Origin of the sequence: Methylobacterium planeticum, assembly GCF_008806345.1 — a bacterium.
In the GTDB taxonomy this organism is placed as follows: Bacteria; Pseudomonadota; Alphaproteobacteria; order Rhizobiales; family Beijerinckiaceae; genus Methylobacterium; species Methylobacterium planeticum.
The window spans coordinates 24,380-41,830 of record NZ_VZZJ01000029.1 but is presented as its reverse complement, the minus strand read 5'-3'; the positions used below and the strand labels follow the sequence as shown (position 1 = coordinate 41,830).

Sequence of the window (17,451 nt, the reverse complement as noted above, 5' to 3'; positions counted from 1 at the left end):
GGACAACGCGGCGGGACGTCGAGCGGGTTCGCCCGGGCACGTGATCAGGGGTCCGCGCCGGCGCGGAAGGCAAGGGTCCGCGTCGGCGCGGAAGGCAAGGGTCCGCGTCGGCGCGGAAGGGGAGAGCTCGCGTGAAAGTCGGATCCAGATCCTCGGAGCGCTGGTTCAACCGCGCGCTCTGGCTCGTCGCCCTGGCCTTCGCGTGGTTCCTGACGGCGCTCGGCTCCCTGATCGTGGGCGACCTTCCCCAGGTCGAGCAGCACTACACCCTGGAGCAGTTCCTCGATCGCGAGCGCGCCGGCCCGACCGCCGAGGCGCTGCGGCAGATCCGCCGCGAGCAGGAGGAGAACCGACGCCGCAGCGAGCAGGCCGAGCTCGCCCTCGAGGCGGCGCGCTCCGCCTCCGCCGCCGCGCGCGAGACCTTCTCGAACTGGCTCAAGACGCGGGACGCGACGCAGCGCGTGGACCAGGATCCGGGCCTCGTCAGCCGCACCGAGCGGCTCGACGCGCTCAAGGACGCCGAGCGCGCGATCGAGACCCGGCTCGAAGGCTTCACCCGGGAGGGGCTGGACCTGTCGGAGCGCGCCGCGGCGCAGGAGCGCGTCGAGACCGAGATCCGCATCGCCGCCGCCGACAAGTTGCGGTCGGCCGAGACCGCGCAGGAGCTGCGCGTCTTCGGCTACCGGCTCGCCCTGACCTTGCCGCTCCTGGGCCTCGCGGGTTGGCTCCTGCTGAAGCGGCGGCACACGCGCAACTGGCCCTTCATCTGGGGGTTCGCGTTCTTCGCCGCATTCGCCTTCTTCGTCGAACTCGTCCCCTACCTGCCGAGCTACGGCGGCTACGTGCAGTACGGCGTCGGGATCATCGTCACGCTGATCGCCGGCCGGGCCGGCATCAACGCGTTCCAGGATTATCTGAGCCGGCAGAAGGAGGCCGAGGCGCGCCCCAACGAGGAGCGGCGGACCGAGATCGCGACCGATCAGGCCCTGGCGAACCTGGCGAAGAAAGTCTGCCCCGGCTGCGAGCGGCCGATCAACCTGACGGATCCGAGCACGAATTTCTGCCCGCATTGCGGGATCGGCGTCTTCGAGCGGTGTGGTCGCTGCGAGCAGCGCAAGAGCACGTTCGACCGCTTCTGCCACGCCTGCGGCGAACCGGCCGCGGTTCCCACCGCGCAGCCGGCATGACGTCGGCCTCGATCTAGACGGCCGCCGACTGGACGAAGGCGAGGCAGCGCTGCCGCGTCGTGGCATCGTCGATCCGGAGGTAGGCCTGGATCAGCGCCGAGGCCTCGTGCAGGCCCACGGTCTCGCCGGCCTGTACGCGCAGCGGGACCACGTTCGACGAGAACAGGGCCATGGTGATGCCGAGGGCATCCGAGACCTGCCGCAGCGTAGCCTCCGCCGCGGCGCTCAGGCAGGCCGGCTCGTCGTCCCCGCCATCCTCCGCGACCTCGCGCGGGCGGATGTCTCTCGCAAGCTCAGAAGTCTCAAAACGGGTCACAGCCTTGCCCCTTGCGGCGTTCTTCAGCTCTGCGCTTTCGGACTTATAGCCCGAGTCGGGATCATTCCGGTACAAAAACACGCATTGTCGGTTCGATCGCAATGCCTGTACCATTTGCATTCGTTTCGGATAGATAACGCGATCTTCGCGATCGTATTAACGTTTGTTGAGTTTTTGCTGCCCGGCACGTGGAGATGCTTTCGGAGCGTATGTCTCGCACCGCGAGGGACCGGTGCGATCACGCCGGAGAACCTTCCCGCATCGCGGCGCCGGAGCACGGAGGATGGAACGGCCGGGCCGCCCGGGAGGCGTCGCGGCCACCGGGTCGGACCGGCCGCAGGATGGAGTGCTGCGGACGAGGGAGCAGCGGGCCGTGCGGCATCGTGGGTTCGGAGGCTGCAGGCCCGCCGGCCACACCGACCGAACATGCCGGGACGATGCGACGGCCCGAATGGTAGCCGGCGCCCGGCACGCCGGCCATTCGACCAAAGTTGTGGCATCGGCCAACGATGACGGACCGCAGCGGCAAGGGGTCCCGCCAGCGAGACAGGACGTGAGTGCCGGCGGGGCCCTGTCAGGTTCGAAGAACCCGACGCAGGCATCGTCGCACCGGCACAACGGCCACGCTAGACCGGATCTTGCAAAACTCCATTGCGCGATGGCGGTCGGCCGGTGCTCCGCGCGAGGTTTCGCGCGGGACCCGGCGCGAACAAGCCCGCCGGCCTCGCTTTGGTGCAGCGCGCAGGTGACGTCGCCGAGCCCGCCGCTCCGCGGCGCCCCGAGGGTGCCGGCACGCGCCGGGATCGGAGGATCGGGCGCCGGATTGCCGGGTCATCGCGGCCTGCGTGTCACATCCCTGACACGGAAGTGCTGGAGCCTCGGCGCTCCCGTCCCAACGCACCGGTCCGATCCGCGCGATGTCGCCCGCCCCTGATGCCACGACCTCCGGGTTCAACGACCCCGCCGCCGAGGCCACCCCCGGCACGACCCTCGGAGAGGTGATCGCGCGCCGGTTCAGCCGGCGGGACCTGATGCGCGGCTCGATGGCGGTGGGCCTCTCGGCGGCGCTCGGCGCCGAGGTCCTGCTGCCGCCCGAGGCGGGGGCCGCCGGTCTGGCCTCGTCCTTCGACTTCTCCGAGATCGAGGCCGGCTCGGACGAGACCCACCACGTCGCCGAGGGCTACGACGCCGACATCCTGCTGCGCTGGGGCGACCCGCTCTTTCCCGACGCGCCCGCCCTCGACCCGGCCACCCAGAGCGCCGCGACCCAGGCGCGCCAGTTCGGCTACAACAACGACTTCGTCGGCTACATCCCGATCGAGAATTCGAGCGCGCACGGCCTCCTCGTGGTCAACCACGAGTACACGAATGCCGAACTCATGTTTCCGGGACTTGCCACGCTGAGCCGCAAGAACGGCCCCCTGCCGCTCTCGCCGGCCCAGATCGCGGTCGAGATCGCGGCGCATGGCGGATCGGTGGTCGAGATCCGGCGCGAGGGCGGCAAGTGGCAGCCGGTACTCGGCTCGCCCTACACCCGCCGCATCACCGCCGAGACCCCGATGGAGATCACCGGCCCGGCCGCCGGTCACCCGCGCCTGCAGACCGCCGAGGATCCGACCGGCCGGCTGGTGCGCGGCACCATCAACAACTGCTCGGGCGGGCTCACCCCGTGGGGAACCTGGCTCTCGGGCGAGGAGAACTTCCACTACTACTTCCAGGGCAAGCTGCCCGAGGGGCATCCCGAGGCCCGAAACGCCAAGCGCTACGGCCTCGGCGCCCCGCAATACAGCTGGGGCGGCGTCCACGAGCGCTTCGATCTCGCCAGGACGCCCCGGGAGCCGAACCGCTTCGGCTGGGTCGTCGAGATCGATCCCTTCGACCCGGGCTCGGTGCCGAAGAAGCGCACGGCGCTCGGGCGCGTGAAGCACGAGGGGGCCGCCGGCATCCTCGCCAGGGACGGCCGCTACGTCGTCTATCTCGGCGACGACGAGCGCTTCGACTACGTCTACAAGTTCGTGACCGCGGGCCGGGTCGACCCGGGAAGCCGGGCCGCCAACCGCGACCTCCTCGATTCCGGCACGCTCTACGTCGCCCGCTACGACGCGGACGGGACGGGGACCTGGCTGCCCCTGGTCCACGGGCAGGGCGGCCTCGATGCCGCCGCCGGGTTCGAGAGCCAGGCGGAGGTGCTGATCGAGACCCGCCGCGCGGCGGACCGGCTCGGCGCCACCCGGATGGACCGCCCCGAGGACATCGAGGCCAACCCGCTGACGAACCGCGTCTACGTGATGCTGACGAACAACGGCAAGCGGACCGCCGACCAGGTCGATGCCGCCAATCCGAGGCCGAACAACGCCTTCGGGCACATCGTCGAGATGATGCCCGACGATGCGGACCACGCGGCGACGGGGTTCCGCTGGGAGGTGCTGGTGCGCTGCGGCAGCCCGGCCGCGGGCGCGACCTTCTCGGCGGAGACCAGCGCGAACGGCTGGTTCGGCATGCCCGACAATTGCACGGTCGACGGCCGGGGACGCCTCTGGATCGCCACCGATGGGAACTCGCGCAAGGCGACCGGGCGCGCCGACGGGATCTGGGCCCTCGAGACCGAGGGGCCGCGCCGCGGCACCGCCCGGCACTTCTTCCGGGTGCCCGTCGGCGCCGAGATGTGCGGCCCGTGCTTCACCCCCGACGACCAGACCTTCTTCGTCGCCGTGCAGCACCCCGGTGAATCCGAGGACGAGGCCGCGCCCGCGAGCTTCGAGCAGCCCGCGACGCGCTGGCCGGATTTCCAGCCGAACCTGCCGCCGCGCCCCTCGATCGTCGCCGTGACGCGCAAGGGAAGCGGCAAGATCGCCTGAACCAAGATTGCCCGAACCAAGATCGCCCGAACCGGGGTCGCCCGAACGGGCAACGCCCCGGAGCGGGCCACCGGGGGGGCTTTGCGCCCGCCCGTGCGGGTGGCGCCCGGATCCTAACGGCTCCCATATAAGATCGCCGCCGCCTCCGTCTCGAATCCTCACGCGCTTCCCGGCCATGATCGGGCCTCGGCCAAGCGACGGCCCCGGCCCGCCGGACGTCGCCCCGAGGGCCGGGATCGGATTCGCACGCACCATGCTCGACATCGTCTTCATCGCCGCGGGCCTCGCCTTCTTCGGCGCCGCCCTGCACCTCGCCTGACCTCCCGGAGATGACTCCCATGCTCAAAGAGCTTCGTCCCGCCCTCGTCCTGCTGACCGCCCTGACGGCGCTGACCGGCCTCGCCTATCCCCTGGCGATGACCGGCCTCGCGGGGGTGCTGTTCCCGGCCCAGGCCGCCGGCAGCCTGGTCGAGCGCGACGGCAAGGTCGTCGGCTCGGCGCTGATCGGCCAGCCTTTCGCGGGGGCCGGCAGCTTCCACGGCCGCCCCTCGGCCACGCTCGCCCCGGACCCGGCCGACAGCACCAGGACCGTGCCGGCACCCTACAACGCGGCCAATTCCGGCGGCTCGAATCTCGGCCCGACGAGCGCCGCCCTCGCCGAGCGCGTGACCGCCGACCGCGCGGCCCTCGCGGCCGAGAATCCCGGGCAGCCGGTCCCGGTCGACCTCGTGACGACGAGCGGGTCCGGGCTCGACCCCGACATCTCGCCCGAGGCCGCCCTGTTCCAGGTGCCGCGCATCGCCCGGGCGCGCAACCTCCCGGAGGAGCGCCTGCGCGACCTCGTCCGCGGGCAGGTGCGGGGCCGGCTCCTCGGGGTGCTCGGCGAGCCGCGCGTCAACGTGCTGGCCCTCAACCTCGCCCTCGACGATCTCGCCCGGAAGTAGTCCCTTCGTCTAAGATCGCGCATGTCCGAGGCCGGCCGAGACCCGAACCGCCCCTCGCCCGACGCCCTGCTCGACGCGGCGCGCCGGGCGGAGCGGACGCGCGGGCGCCTCAAGGTCTACCTCGGCGCCGCCCCCGGCGTCGGCAAGACCTGCGAGATGCTGACCGTCGCGCTGGCGCGGCGGAAGGCCGGAGCCGACGTGGTGGTCGGCGTGGTGGAGACCCATGGCCGGGCCGAGACCGAGGCGCTGGTCGAGGGGCTGGAGGTGCTGGCGCGCCGGCGCGTTCCCTATCACGGCACGGTGCTGGAGGAGATGGACCTCGACGCGCTGCTCGCGCGCCGTCCGGCCCTCGCGCTCGTCGACGAGCTCGCCCACACCAACGCCCCGGGCTCGCGCCACCCGAAGCGCTACCAGGACGTCGAGGAGCTGCTCGATGCCGGCGTCGACGTGCACACCACGCTCAACATCCAGCACGTCGAGAGCCTCAACGACGTCGTGGCGCAGATCACCCGCATCCGGGTCCGCGAGACCGTGCCGGACGGCATCCTCGACCGGGCCGACGACATCGAGGTGGTCGATCTCAACCCCGACGACCTGATCCAGCGTCTGAAGGACGGCAAGGTCTATGTCCCGACGAATGCCGAGCGGGCCCTGAAGCACTACTTCTCCCGCGGCAACCTCACGGCGCTGCGCGAGCCGGCGCTGCGGCGCACCGCCGACCGGGTCGACGACGAGCTCCTGAGCCACATGCGGGCGAACGCGATCCCGGGCCCCTGGAGCGCGGGCGAGCGGGTCCTCGTCTGCATCAGCGAGGATCCGCGCTCGGCCGGGCTCGTGCGCTACGCCAAGCGTCTGGCCGACCGCCTGCTCGCCCCCTGGACCGCGCTCAGCGTCGCGGGGCCGCGCAGCACGACCTTGAGCGAGCCCGAGCGCGACCGCATCGCCGACACCCTGCGGCTCGCCGACCGCTTGGGCGGCGACGCCGTGACCCTGCCCGGCAGCCGCCGGACGGCGGACGACATCCTGGCCTATGCGCGCTCGGCCAACGTCAACCACATCGTGGTCGGCAAGGCGACCCGGTCCTGGGCCTGCGCAGCTACGGCCTCGCGGTGCTGGCGACCGCCGCCGGCCTCGGCCTCGCCCTGCTGCTCCAGCCCTATACCGGGGTCGAGAACGCGGACCTCGTCCTCCTCACCGCCGTCGTCGCGGTGGCGGTGCGTTTCGGCCTGGGGCCCTCGCTCGCCGCGGTCGTCGCCGCGTCCCTGTCCTACAACTTCTTCTTCCTGCCGCCGGTCTACACCTTCACGATCGCGGACCCGACGAATGTCGCCGCCTTCCTGCCTTTCACCATCGTGGCCGTGCTGGTCTCGAACCTCGCCTCCCGCTCCCGGAAGGCGGCGGTGATCAGCCAGGGCCGGGCCCGGTCCACCGAGCGCCTCTACGGCTTCAGCCGCAAGCTCGCGGGCTGCGGCACCCTCGACGACGTGCTCTGGGCGACCTCGGCCCAGGTCGCCGCCATGCTGCGGGTCCGCGTCGTCCTGCTGCTGCCGGAGGGCGGCTCCGTCGCGGTCCGGGGCGGCTACCCGCCCGAGGACCGCCTCGACGAGGCCGATCTCGCGGCGGCCCAATGGGCCTTCGACAACGACAGGCCGACCGGGCGCGGCGCCGACACGCTGCCTGGCGCCAGGCGCCTGTTCCTGCCGATGCGCACCGGGCGCGGCACCATCGGGGTGATCGGCCTCGACGCCGACGGCTCCGGCCCGATCCTGACGCCGGAGAGCCGCAGGCTCCTCGATGCCCTCGCCGACCAGGGCGCCCTCGCCATCGAGCGGGGCTTCATCGAGGCGATGGGCGGCCGGATCACGGCCGCGAACCGGCGCGACCGGAGCGGGGCCGTCTTCACCCTCACCCTGCCGATCCCCTCCGGATCGCGCAATCCCGCCCGGACCATCGCCGCATGAGCCTGCAGATCCTCGTGATCGACGACGAGCCGCCCATCCGCAAGCTCCTGCGCATGGGGCTGGCGACGCAAGGGTACGGGGTCGTCGAGGCCCCGAACGCCCGGACCGCCCGCGAGGTGCTGGCCCGCGACACGGTCGATCTCGTGATCCTCGACCTCGGCCTCCCGGACATGCGCGGGCACGACCTCCTGCGCCTCATCCGCGAGGGCCATCCCGACCTGCCGGTGGTGGTGCTGTCGAGCCGCGACGACGAGACGGGCAAGGTCGAGGCCCTCGATCTCGGCGCCGACGACTACGTGACGAAGCCCTTCGGCATGGGCGAGCTCCTCGCGCGCATCCGCACGGCCCTGCGCCACCAGCTGGCCGTGCAGGGCGAGCGCGCCCTGTTCCAGGTCGACGGCCTCAGCGTCGACCTCGTGCGGCGCATCGTGCGGCTGAACGGATCCGAGGTGAAGCTGACGCCGCGCGAGTACGATTTCCTGCGGGTGATGGTGCAGCATGCCGGCAAGGTCCTGACCCATGCCCAGCTGATGAGCGAGGTCTCGACCTCCTCCGACCCGCAATACCTGCGGGTCTACATGCGCCAGCTCCGCCAGAAGCTCGAGGCCGATCCGGAGCGGCCGCGCATCCTCCTCACCGAGACCGGCGTCGGCTACCGCCTGCGGGCCCCCGACGACGCGCCGCGCTCCTGATGCGCCGCCGCCGGCCGCATGGCCCCCCGCGTTCCGGAGTTCCCGTGACCTGTTCCGTCCACCCCCGCCGCGGCGCGTCCCGACGAGGCGTCCCGATCTCCTCGCGCCGGGACAGGTCCTCGTGGGCCCGCGCGCCGCGGTCGCGTTCGACGCGGTCGACGAGCAGCCGGTCGACCTCGTCTTCCTGCTGCTCCTGCCGATGGGGACCCCGGACGCGTCCCTGAACGCGCTGGCCGGCGTCGCGCGGCGCCTGCGCGATCCGGAGGCCGCCGCGGCGATGCGCCGGGCCCGCGACGCCGCGGGCCTCTACGCGGCGATGGGCGGGGCGCACCCCGTCGCGTACCCGGCCGCGCACCCGAGCACCTGACCCGCCGCGCCGCTCAGATCCGAAGGTCGATCCGCTCCAGCGACAGGCCGACCGCATCCGGCCGCCCGCGCGTCTCGGCGGCGGCGTAGTGGATCGCGTCCCGGCGGCTGCGGAAGATGCCGCCGGCGAGGCCGCGCGCCTCCACCGCGACCCAGCGCCCCTGCGCGTCCTGGCCGACGAGAAAGTGGAGACCCGGGCCCAGGACGGGCTCGGGGCGGGTCGTGCCGGTGAAGAGGGAGTTCGACATGGAATTCGGGGGTCTCGCGCGATCCATCCGCGGGACCGCCGACGAAATCTCGTCGCCTCCCTATCAGGAATCGAGCGGGCACGGGCCCCCTCCGCATCAGCATCTCATCAGGATCCGCGCTACCGCGGGCCCGCCGCCTCAGGCCGAGGCGCCGCGCAGGTGGCGGATCGGGCGCTCCGGCGCCAGCGCGAGGGCCGCGCCGACGATGCCGCGCGCGTCGAGGCCGTAGTGACGGTAGAGGTCCGCCACGGTGCCGGTCTGGCCGAACCGCTCGACGCCGAGCGCCCGCGTGCGGTGCCCCTGGACCGCGCCGAGCCAGCCGAGCGTCGCCGGATGGCCGTCGATCACCGTGACGAGGCCGCAATGCGGGGGCAGACCGCCGAGGAGCGCCTCGACATGGCTGCGCGCCTGGTCCCGTCCGCCCTCGCGGGCACGCTGGGCCTCGGTCCAGCCCGCGTGGAGGCGGTCGGCGGAGGTCACGGCGAGCAGCCCGACATCGCGGCGGTCCTCCGCCATCAGGCCGACCGCCTCGATCGCCTCCGGCGCCACCGCGCCCGTATACGCCACCACGATCTCGGCGTTGGGGCCGGGCTCGCGCAGCCAGTAGGCCCCCTCGACGATGGAGGCCGTGAGATCCGCCGACAGGCTGCGCTGCGGTTGCGCCAGGGTCCGGGTCGAGAGGCGCAGATAGACCGAGCCGCCCCGCTCCGCGCCCTCCTGCCCGTCGCGCTGAACGTAGTCGAGGGCGTGGGCCAGGATCACCGACAACTCGTCCACGAAGGCGGGCTCGAAGGTCGCGAGGCCGTCCTGCGCCAGCCCGATCAGCGGCGTCCCGATCGACTGGTGCGCCCCGCCCTCCGGCGCCAGCGTCACCCCGGAGGGCGTCGCCGCGATGATGAAGCGCGCGTCCTGGTAGCAGGCGTAGTTCAGCGCATCGAGGCCGCGGGCGATGAAGGGATCGTAGAGCGTGCCGATCGGGATCAGCCGCTCGCCGAACAGGCGGTGCGAGAGGCCGAGCCCGGAGAGCAGGATGAACAGGTTCATCTCCGCGATGCCGAGCTCGATGTGCTGGCCCTTCGCCGAGAAGTCCCAGGTGAAGGTCGAGGGGATGCGCTCGGCCCGGAACAGGTCGCGCAACTCCTCGCGGGCGAAGAGCCCGCGCCGGTTCACCCAGCCGCCGAGATTGGTCGAGACGGTGACGTCCGGCGAGGTCGTGACGATGCGCTCGACGATCGGCGCGTCGGAGCGGGCGAGCTCGTTCAGGATCAGGCCGAACCCGGCCTGCGTCGACATCACCGGCTGGCGCGGCGCCGGGAAGGCCTCGGGCACCGGCAGGCGCGGGGCCTCCCGCAGACGCGGGCCTTCGCGGAAGAAGGGCGCCTGCGCGATGAAGCGCCGGAGATCCTCCGCCGGCAGGGCGGCGCCCTCGAAGGGCTCCCATTCCTGGCCCGGGCGCACCCCCGCCTTGTCCCGCAGGAGCTCGACCTGGGCCGGGGTCAGCAGGCCCGAATGGTTGTCCTTGTGGCCGGCGAGCGGCAGGCCGTAGCCCTTCACCGTGTAGGCGATGAACACCGTCGGCCGGTCGTTGTCGGCCGCCGCGAAGGCGTCGAGCAGGCTGACCATGTCGTGCCCGCCGAGATTGCCCATGAGGAGCGCGAGGGCCTCGTCGCTGCGGCGCCCGATCAGCGCGAGGGCCTGCGCGTCCCCGGCGAGGTCCGCCTCGAGCCGGCGGCGCCAGGCGGCGCCCCCCTGGAAGGTCAGCGCCGCGTAGAGCTGGTTCGGCGCGCCGTCGATCCAGGCCCGCAGGCGCTCGCCCCCCGGCTCCCCGAAGGCCGCCTCCATGAGCGAGCCGTATTTCAGCACCACGACGTCCCAGCCGAAGGCGCGGAAGATCTGCTCGAACCGGGTGTAGAGGCCCTCGCGGATCACCGCGTCGAGGCTCTGCCGGTTGTAGTCGATGATCCACCAGGTCCGGCGCAGGCCCTGCTTCCAGCCCTCCATCAGGGCCTCGAAGATGTTGCCCTCGTCCATCTCGGCATCGCCCACCAGGGCGACCATGCGGCCCTCCGGCCTGTCGAGGCCCCAGCCGTGGGCGCGCACGTAGTCGCGCACCAGCGCGCCGAACAGCGTCTGCGCGACGCCGAGCCCGACGGAGCCCGTCGAGAAATCGACGTCGTCGGTGTCCTTGGTGCGCGAGGGGTAGGATTGCGCGCCGCCGAAGCCGCGGAAGCGCTCGAGCTTGTCCCGGCTCTGCCGCCCGGCGAGGTACTGGATCGCGTGGAAGATCGGGCTCGCATGCGGCTTCACCGCGACCCGGTCCTCGGGGCGCAGCACCGCGAAGTAGAGGGCGGTGAGGATCGTCGCCAGGGAGGCGGAGGAGGCCTGGTGGCCGCCGACCTTCATGCCGTCGGGATTCGGCCGGACATGGTTGGCGTTGTGGATCATCCAGGTCGAGAGCCAGAGCGCCTTGCGCTCGAGCTCGGTCAGGTGGGGCTGGCGCGGGTCGTGGCGCATGGGGATCTCCGAAACGGCCCGATCATGCCACCGGGCTCGCGGCGGAAGTTGCCAAATCACGCGGACCGGGCAAGATCTTTGGCAGGATCGGCCAATTCCAGGGGGACCTGCGGGCAATTCATGCCAAAACCGAGCATCGACGCCATCGACCGGAGGATCCTGGCCGAGCTCCAGCGGGACGGGCGCGCCACGATTCAGGACCTCGCGGGCCGCGTCGGGCTCTCGGCCTCGCCCTGCCTGCGGCGCATCCGGATCCTGGAGCGGGCGGGCATCCTGAAGGGCTACGTCGCCCTCGTCGATCAGGCCAAGGTCGGCCTGCCGATGAGCGTCTTCGCCTCGGTGAAGCTGGAGCGGCAGCGCGAGGAGGAACTCGACCGCTTCGCCGAGGCGGTGGCGCGCTGGCCGGAGGTGGTCGAGTGCTACCTGATGACCGGACGGCACGATTACCTCGTGCGGGTCGTCGTGCCCGATCTCGCGGCCTACGAGCGCTTCCTGAAGGACAAGCTCACCCGCCTCGAGGGCGTCGGCTCGATCGAGTCGAGCTTCGCCCTCGGGCAGGTCAAGTACACCAACGTGCTGCCGGTCTGAGGCCCCCCCGCTCTGCGGCTCCGGCCGCCCGGCCGGAGCCGCGGGGCGGTCAGGCCGTCCGGTCGTTCCGGCGCAGGCTCGCCGGCAGGGCGAACAGGGCCAGGAGGGCGGCCACGAGGCAGACGGTGCCGATCACGTACAGGGCCGGCGTCGTCGAGCCGGTCAGGTCCTTGATCCAGCCGACCATCACCGGGCTGACGATGCCGCCGAACTGGCCGAGCGTGTTGATGAGCGCGATGCCGCCGGCCGCCCCCACCCCGGTGACGAGCTTCGGGGGCAGGGTCCAGAAGGTCGGGATCGAGGCCACGATGCCGGCGCCGAGCAGCGCCAGGGCGACCATCAGCGGCACGATCTGCCGGTCGAACAGGCCCGCGCTGAAGAACCCGATCGCCGCCGCGATGGCGAGGCCGGCCACGAATTTCGGCCGCTCGCCCGAGGCATCCGAGAAGCGCCCGACGACCACCATGCTGATGGCGCCGCAGATATACGGGATGGCCGCGAGCACCCCGACGACGCCCGCGCTGGCGCCGCTCGCCGTCTTGATCAGGTCCGGCCCCCAAAAGTTCAGCCCGTAGGAGCCGACCTGGAGCAGGAAGTAGATCAGCCCGATCATCAGGAAGCCCGGCGAGCGCAGGGCCCCGAGGAGCGAGTGGTCGCCGATGCCGCGGTTCGCCTGCGCGATCCGGGACGCCACCAGGGACTTCTCGGCCTCGGTGAGCCAGCGGGCATCCGAGACCCGGTCGTCGAACCGGTTGAGGACGAGGCCGCCGAGGAGGAGGCAGGGCAGGCCCCCCGCGATGAACAGCCATTGCCAGCCGGCCAGCCCCGCCACGCCGTTGAGGTAGGTCAGGATCATTCCGGCGATCGGCGCCCCGAAGATGCCGGAGAAGGCCGAGGCGACGAACAGGAGCGAGGTGATGCGCCCCCGGTGCGAGGCCGGGAACCACAGGGTGAGGTAGTACAGGATGCCCGGCGCGAAGCCGGCCTCCATGGCGCCGATGAGGAAGCGCAGGGTGTAGAAGTGCCACTCGCTGGTGATGAACATCATGGCGGCGGTGGCCAGCCCCCAGGAGATCATGATCCGGGCGATCCAGCGCCGCGCCCCGACCCGGTAGAGCAGCAGGTTCGAGGGCACCTCGAAGATCACGTAGCCGACCACGAACAGGCTCGCCCCGAGCCCGTAGGCCGTGTTGCTGAAGCCGAGATCGCTCTGGAGCTGGAACTTGGCGAAGCTGATGTTGATCCGGTCGAAGAAGGCGAACAGGTAGCAGACCATGATCAGCGGCATCAGCCGCCAGGCGATCTTGCGGAAGACGGCGGGCTCGGAGGCCGCGTCGATGGTGTCGAGCGCGGCCGGCATGGCGACGGACATGGGTTGTTTCTCCCTGGGACGGTCGGGGGCTCGCGGCCGGTCCGCCTCTGGCGGGCGGTTCGGTCCGGCGGCGTGGTTTCGGGGATGGCGGCGCGGTTCAGGCCGCCTTGCGCGCGGGCGCGGGGTGGAGGTCGCAGGGGCGCCCGGCCTTCGCCACCTGGCCGGGCACCTCGTGCCCGACGAGGGCGGGCAGGCCCCGCGCGAGGCCGATCAGGGCGGCGAGGTCGAGGCCGGTCTCGAGGCCCATCTCGTGGCAGAGGCTGACGAGGTCCTCGGTGCAGACGTTGCCGGTGGCCCCGGGCGCGAAGGGGCAGCCGCCGAGGCCGCCCAGCGCCGCATCGAAGCGGCGCGCCCCGGCCCCGTGCGCGGCGAGCACGTTCGCGATGCCGGCGCCCCGGGTGTTGTGGACATGCAGGGTCAGGCGCTCGGCCGGCACCCGCGCCAGGGTCCGGCGGACGAGGTCGGCGACCTGGCGCGGATTCGCCATGCCGGTGGTGTCCGCGAGGGTGACGCCGTCGACCCCGAGGTCGCCGTAGCGCGCGACGAGCGCCTCCACCTTCTCGACCGCCTGCGGGCCCTCGAACGGGCAGCCGAAGGCGGTGGCGATGGTGGCGTTGATCGTCGCCCGCGTTCCCCGCGCGGCCGCGACCATGTGGCCGAAGGCCTCCAGGGACGCCTCGCAGGACATGCCCATATTCGCGCGGTTGTGGGTCTCGCTCGCCGACATCACGAGGTTGATCTCGTCGGCTCCGGCGGCGAGCGCCCGCTCGGCGCCCTTCAGGTTCGGCACCAGGGCCACGTAGACCGTGCCCGGGCGCCGCGCGATCCCGGCGAAGACCTCCGCCGCGTCGCGGAGCGCCGGCACGGCCTTCGGGGAGACGAACGAACTCACCTCGATGCGGGTGAAGCCCGCGGCCGAGAGGGCGTCGACGAGGGCGATCTTCGCCTCGGTCGGCACGAAGACGGGCTCGATCTGGAGGCCGTCGCGGGGCGCGACCTCCTGCACGATCAGGGTCTCGGCGGTGAGGCTCTTGCTGGCGGAGGTCATGCGACGGCTCCCGACTTGCGCAGGCGCGCAACGGCGTCCGCGTCGTAGCCGAGGCCGGCCAGCACCGCGTCCGTGTGGGCGCCGAGCGCCGGGCCGGACCACCGCACGCCGCCGGGCGTCCCCGAGAGCTTCGGCACGATGCCGGGCATTTTCACCTGCGTGCCGCCGGGAAGCTCCGTCGGGAGGATCATCTCGCGGGCGGCGTAATGCGGGTCGGCCACGATATCGGCGACCGAGTAGATCCGTCCGGCCGGGACCTCGGCGGCCTCGAGGATCGCGAGCGCCTCCTCGACCGCGCGCCCCCTCGACCATTCGGCGATGACGGCGTCCAGCATGGCGGCCTGCGCCGAGCGGCCGTCGTTGCTGCGAAGCGCGGGATCCTCGGCGAGGTCGGGCCGGCCGATCGCGGTCATCAGCCGCCGGAAGATCGGGTCGCTGTTGCCCGCGATCACCACGTAGCCGCCGTCACGGGTCGGGTAGGTGTTCGAGGGCGTGATGCCGGGCAGGGCGCCCCCGGTGCGGGTGCGGACCTCGCCCAGGAGGTCGTATTCCGGCACGAGGCTCTCCATGACGTTGAACACGCTCTCGACGAGGGAGACGTCGACCACCTGCCCGCGCCCGCCTTGGGTCTTCACGTGCAGGAGCGACATCAGGGCGCCGATGACGCCGTGGAGCGACGCGAGGGTGTCGCCGATGCTGATTCCGACGCGGGCCGGCGGGCTGTCCGGGGAGCCGGTGGTGTAGCGGATGCCGCCCATGGCCTCGCCGATGGCGCCGAAGCCCGGGCGGTCGCGGTAGGGCCCGGTCTGGCCGTAGCCCGAGATCCGCACCATGGTCAGGCTCGGGTTGAGTTCGGAGAGGACGTCCCAGCCGAGGCCGAGCTTCTCCAGGCCGCCGGGGCGGAAATTCTCGATCACCACGTCGGCGCTCGCCGCGAGCGCCTTGACGACGGCGAGGCCGTCCGGCGCCTTGAGGTCGACCGCGATGGACTTCTTGTTGCGGGACTGGAGGTACCACCAGAGCGAGGTGCCCTCGTGGAGCTTGCGCCACTTGCGCAAGGGGTCGCCGCTGCCGGGCGTCTCGACCTTCACCACGTCGGCCCCGAACTCGGCCAGCAGGCGGGCGGCGAAGGGCGCGGCGATCAGGTTTCCGAGTTCCAGCACACGGATTCCCGCAAGCGGTCCACTCATCGACGTCTCCTCCTGTCTGATTTTCCCGATATCTACCGGAGAAGCGGAGGACGTGTCCAAACGTCATGCACCACCGGGCGTTCTCCAAAGGAGAACGCCCGACGGGTCTCCGGCACGCCTCGGGGGCTCGGAGCGTGGAGATCCGATGCCTGCCGGCGATCGTCGGATGCCCATCGGGCGTGGATTCGGGGCGGACCGCCTTCGAGCGCGGGATCGGCGAAGCGGGCGTCGAGCCAGCAGGGCGACCCGGTCGGGATCCGCCGTCGGCCAGGACAGCGCGGATCTCGTGTCAGATCAGGGCCCGGCCAGCGAGATGGAGCCCGAGTCCCAGGAGGCCGATGAAGAAGCAGCGCCGGAAGACGGGCTCGCTGACACGGCCGCGCACCCAGCCTCCCAGCCTCATACCGAGGAGTGCCGGCACCAGTGCCAGGGTCGAGACACCGGCAACGCCGAAGCCCAGGATCCCGCTGCCCGCAAGGGCCACGGCCAGCGCCACGGTGGACACCGTGAAGGAGAGCCCGAGGGCCTGGATGAGATCCTCCCGGTCGAAGCCCAAGGCGCCGAGAAACGGCGCGGCAGGGATCGAGGAGACGCCGGTCGCGGCCGTCACCAGCCCTGTCGCCGCCCCGGCGAGCGGCGCCAGCCAGCGCTCGGTGCCCGGCGACACCCCGAGGCGCGGGGCGGCAAGCCCGAGGATTGCCGAGGCGATCAGGGCAAAGCCCAAGGCGACGATGGCCTCACCCCCGAAGGAGCCGTGGAGGTAGGCGGCCGCCCCCAGGGTCCCGACGATGCTCGCCGCGAGCATCGGCCAGAGGCGGCGCGCCATCGCCCCGAAACGCGGACCGGCCGCGAGTTGCCAGACATTGGTGACGAAGGCCGGAACGACGAGGAGCGCGGCCGCCTGGGCGGGCGCCATGACGAAGCTGAGCAATCCCATCGCCACGGGCGGCAGCCCAAGCCCGACCACGCCCTTGACGAATCCGGCCAGGAAGAAGGCGAAGGCCGCGACAGCGAGGGGAAGGGGTTCGAGTGCGAGCGGCATCATGACCGGGAGTTTCAGGGGCGCGAGGTCTCGGAGAAGCGAGGCTCAGTCAGCGCCGACCCTGTTCCGGGCGCCGCCCCGGCACAACGTGAAAGATCGCCTCGCGGCCCTCGCATCCGTCGGACCGGCGGGCGGCACCCCGCCCACAGGTCGCGCGGAGCGGAGGTCGGCACCCCGCGTCAGGGCTCCACCGCGAGGTGGTCGAGGAGGAGGCGCGCGGCCGGCGGCAGGGCCGCGTGCCGGGTGAGGATCTGCAATTCGCGCCGCGCCCAGACATCCGTCAGGGGCACCGCCGTGAGCCGCATCTGGGGGCCGAGGAGATCGAACACCCCCGACGGGACCACGCCGAGGCCCATATTCGCCTGCGCCATCCGGCAGACCGCGTCGAAGCTCGGCACGTGCACCCGTAGCCGGAGCGGGCGTCCGAGCCTCTGCGCCTCGGCCCGGACGCTGCCGTAGATCGAGCTCTCGGCGTGGAGCCCGACATGGTCGTGCTCGAGGGTCTCGGAGAACGGGAGCTCCGCCTGCCCGGCGAGCGGGTGGTCGGCCCGCATCACCAGGACGAGCCGGTCCCGGCGGTAGGGCAGGCTGGCGAGGCCGCCGGTCGGCGTGTCGCCCGCGCAGATGCCGAGATCGGCCACCCCGTCCCGCACGCCGGCGGCGACGCGGGTGCTCGGCCGCTCCTCGAGCTCGACCCGGATGGCGGGCTGCGCCGCCAGGAACCCCCGCAGGTCCTCGGGCAGGAACTGCACGATCGCCGAGAGGTTCGCGAGCATCCGCACGAAGCCCCGCACGCCCTTGGCGTGCTCGGCGAGCTCGAGCGCCGCCTGCTCGGCGTTGCGCAGGATGCGGCGGGCATGGTGGAGGAGCGTGTCGCCGGAGGGCGTGATCGCCATGCCGGTGGCCCGGCGCTCGAGCAGCCTGATGCCGAGCGTCCGCTCCAGCTCCCCCAGCCGCTTGCTCACCGCGGAGGGGGCGATCGCCTCCCGCCGGGCCGCCCCCGTGAGGGTGCCCTCCTCGCACATGGCGACGAAGAGCTTCAGGGTGGTGAGGTCGAGCCGCCGCAGCACGGCCGCCCGCGCGGCCTCCCGGGACAGGGCCTGCGCGTCGGCGTCGGAGGGGAGG

General features: G+C 72.2%; 15 protein-coding genes and 1 pseudogene. 8 read left to right on the top strand and 8 right to left on the bottom strand.

The features are described from left to right. Positions 1 to 131 precede the first annotated feature (131 nt). Positions 132 to 1,187 carry a zinc ribbon domain-containing protein gene (locus tag F6X51_RS23110; protein ID WP_150966030.1) on the top strand — a complete coding sequence of 352 codons (1,056 nt, stop codon included), beginning with the start codon at positions 132 to 134 and terminating at the stop codon, positions 1,185 to 1,187. A 13-nt stretch (positions 1,188 to 1,200) separates the two neighbouring features. On the opposite strand, the gene F6X51_RS23105 is transcribed toward F6X51_RS23110, so the two are convergent. Further along, entirely contained in the window at positions 1,201 to 1,503 is a 303-nt protein-coding gene (locus F6X51_RS23105; RefSeq protein ID WP_150966029.1) for a hypothetical protein, read from the bottom strand. Positions 1,504 to 2,420: 917 nt separating this feature from the next. Between F6X51_RS23105 and F6X51_RS23100 the strand changes: the two genes are divergently transcribed. From F6X51_RS23100 to F6X51_RS29085, 6 genes and pseudogenes are all read left to right on the top strand, one after another. Beyond that, positions 2,421 to 4,361 carry a PhoX family protein gene (locus tag F6X51_RS23100; protein ID WP_150966028.1) on the top strand — a complete coding sequence of 647 codons (1,941 nt, stop codon included), beginning with the start codon at positions 2,421 to 2,423 and terminating at the stop codon, positions 4,359 to 4,361. A gap of 175 nt (positions 4,362 to 4,536) precedes the next feature. Next, on the top strand, positions 4,537 to 4,680 hold the full coding sequence (locus F6X51_RS28135; protein WP_191970221.1) for a hypothetical protein: 144 nt from the start codon (positions 4,537 to 4,539) through the stop codon (positions 4,678 to 4,680). Positions 4,681 to 4,699: 19 nt separating this feature from the next. Further along, entirely contained in the window at positions 4,700 to 5,305 is a 606-nt protein-coding gene (locus F6X51_RS23095; RefSeq protein ID WP_150966027.1) for a K(+)-transporting ATPase subunit C, read from the top strand. A 21-nt stretch (positions 5,306 to 5,326) separates the two neighbouring features. Then, a pseudogene (locus tag F6X51_RS23090) lies at positions 5,327 to 7,137 on the top strand (DUF4118 domain-containing protein); the annotation flags it as partial. A 125-nt stretch (positions 7,138 to 7,262) separates the two neighbouring features. Beyond that, positions 7,263 to 7,958: a response regulator gene (locus F6X51_RS23085; protein ID WP_150966026.1), complete on the top strand. Its 696-nt coding sequence runs from the start codon at positions 7,263 to 7,265 to the stop codon at positions 7,956 to 7,958. Positions 7,959 to 8,079: 121 nt separating this feature from the next. Then, positions 8,080 to 8,325 (top strand): PTS sugar transporter subunit IIA, encoded by a 246-nt coding sequence (locus F6X51_RS29085; RefSeq protein ID WP_246696971.1) that lies wholly within the window; start codon positions 8,080 to 8,082, stop codon positions 8,323 to 8,325. Positions 8,326 to 8,338: 13 nt separating this feature from the next. On the opposite strand, the gene F6X51_RS23075 is transcribed toward F6X51_RS29085, so the two are convergent. Both F6X51_RS23075 and F6X51_RS23070 read right to left on the bottom strand, forming a co-directional pair. Beyond that, positions 8,339 to 8,572 carry a hypothetical protein gene (locus F6X51_RS23075; protein WP_246696970.1) on the bottom strand — a complete coding sequence of 78 codons (234 nt, stop codon included), beginning with the start codon at positions 8,570 to 8,572 and terminating at the stop codon, positions 8,339 to 8,341. A 138-nt stretch (positions 8,573 to 8,710) separates the two neighbouring features. Then, a complete protein-coding gene (locus F6X51_RS23070) occupies positions 8,711 to 11,086 on the bottom strand; it encodes a transketolase (protein ID WP_150966024.1) in 2,376 nt (791 codons plus the stop codon). 120 nt (positions 11,087 to 11,206) lie between these two features. Here F6X51_RS23070 and F6X51_RS23065 point away from each other — a divergent pair, with 120 nt between their 5' ends. Next, the gene (locus F6X51_RS23065) at positions 11,207 to 11,674 is read left to right on the top strand and encodes an Lrp/AsnC family transcriptional regulator (protein ID WP_150966023.1); all 468 of its coding nucleotides are present in this window, start codon (positions 11,207 to 11,209) and stop codon (positions 11,672 to 11,674) included. Between the two features lie 49 nt (positions 11,675 to 11,723). On the opposite strand, the gene F6X51_RS23060 is transcribed toward F6X51_RS23065, so the two are convergent. The 5 genes from F6X51_RS23060 to F6X51_RS23040 all read right to left on the bottom strand — a co-directional run bounded on the left by F6X51_RS23060 (position 11,724) and on the right by F6X51_RS23040 (position 17,396). Continuing rightward, the gene (locus tag F6X51_RS23060) at positions 11,724 to 13,046 is read right to left on the bottom strand and encodes an MFS transporter (protein ID WP_150966022.1); all 1,323 of its coding nucleotides are present in this window, start codon (positions 13,044 to 13,046) and stop codon (positions 11,724 to 11,726) included. 97 nt (positions 13,047 to 13,143) lie between these two features. Next, positions 13,144 to 14,094: a hydroxymethylglutaryl-CoA lyase gene (locus tag F6X51_RS23055; protein WP_150966021.1), complete on the bottom strand. Its 951-nt coding sequence runs from the start codon at positions 14,092 to 14,094 to the stop codon at positions 13,144 to 13,146. After that, entirely contained in the window at positions 14,091 to 15,284 is a 1,194-nt protein-coding gene (locus F6X51_RS23050; protein ID WP_150966020.1) for a CaiB/BaiF CoA transferase family protein, read from the bottom strand. The genes F6X51_RS23055 and F6X51_RS23050 overlap by 4 nt, the downstream gene beginning before the upstream one ends. Before the next feature lie 289 nt (positions 15,285 to 15,573). Further along, positions 15,574 to 16,326 (bottom strand): sulfite exporter TauE/SafE family protein, encoded by a 753-nt coding sequence (locus tag F6X51_RS23045; protein WP_150966050.1) that lies wholly within the window; start codon positions 16,324 to 16,326, stop codon positions 15,574 to 15,576. A 179-nt stretch (positions 16,327 to 16,505) separates the two neighbouring features. Then, positions 16,506 to 17,396, bottom strand: coding sequence for a LysR substrate-binding domain-containing protein (locus tag F6X51_RS23040; protein ID WP_281407657.1), 891 nt, complete (start codon positions 17,394 to 17,396; stop codon positions 16,506 to 16,508). Positions 17,397 to 17,451 lie beyond the last annotated feature (55 nt).

Coding starts and splice junctions, on each gene's coding strand:
- F6X51_RS23050 (WP_150966020.1), bottom strand. CDS start 15,284: ATGAGTGGACCGCTTGCGGGAATCCGTGTGCTGGAACTCGGAAACCTG.
- F6X51_RS28135 (WP_191970221.1), top strand. CDS start 4,537: ATGATCGGGCCTCGGCCAAGCGACGGCCCCGGCCCGCCGGACGTCGCC.
- F6X51_RS23045 (WP_150966050.1), bottom strand. CDS start 16,326: ATGCCGCTCGCACTCGAACCCCTTCCCCTCGCTGTCGCGGCCTTCGCC.
- F6X51_RS23070 (WP_150966024.1), bottom strand. CDS start 11,086: ATGCGCCACGACCCGCGCCAGCCCCACCTGACCGAGCTCGAGCGCAAG.
- F6X51_RS23055 (WP_150966021.1), bottom strand. CDS start 14,094: ATGACCTCCGCCAGCAAGAGCCTCACCGCCGAGACCCTGATCGTGCAG.
- F6X51_RS23065 (WP_150966023.1), top strand. CDS start 11,207: ATGCCAAAACCGAGCATCGACGCCATCGACCGGAGGATCCTGGCCGAG.
- F6X51_RS23100 (WP_150966028.1), top strand. CDS start 2,421: ATGTCGCCCGCCCCTGATGCCACGACCTCCGGGTTCAACGACCCCGCC.
- F6X51_RS23060 (WP_150966022.1), bottom strand. CDS start 13,046: ATGTCCGTCGCCATGCCGGCCGCGCTCGACACCATCGACGCGGCCTCC.
- F6X51_RS23075 (WP_246696970.1), bottom strand. CDS start 8,572: ATGTCGAACTCCCTCTTCACCGGCACGACCCGCCCCGAGCCCGTCCTG.
- F6X51_RS23085 (WP_150966026.1), top strand. CDS start 7,263: ATGAGCCTGCAGATCCTCGTGATCGACGACGAGCCGCCCATCCGCAAG.
- F6X51_RS23095 (WP_150966027.1), top strand. CDS start 4,700: ATGCTCAAAGAGCTTCGTCCCGCCCTCGTCCTGCTGACCGCCCTGACG.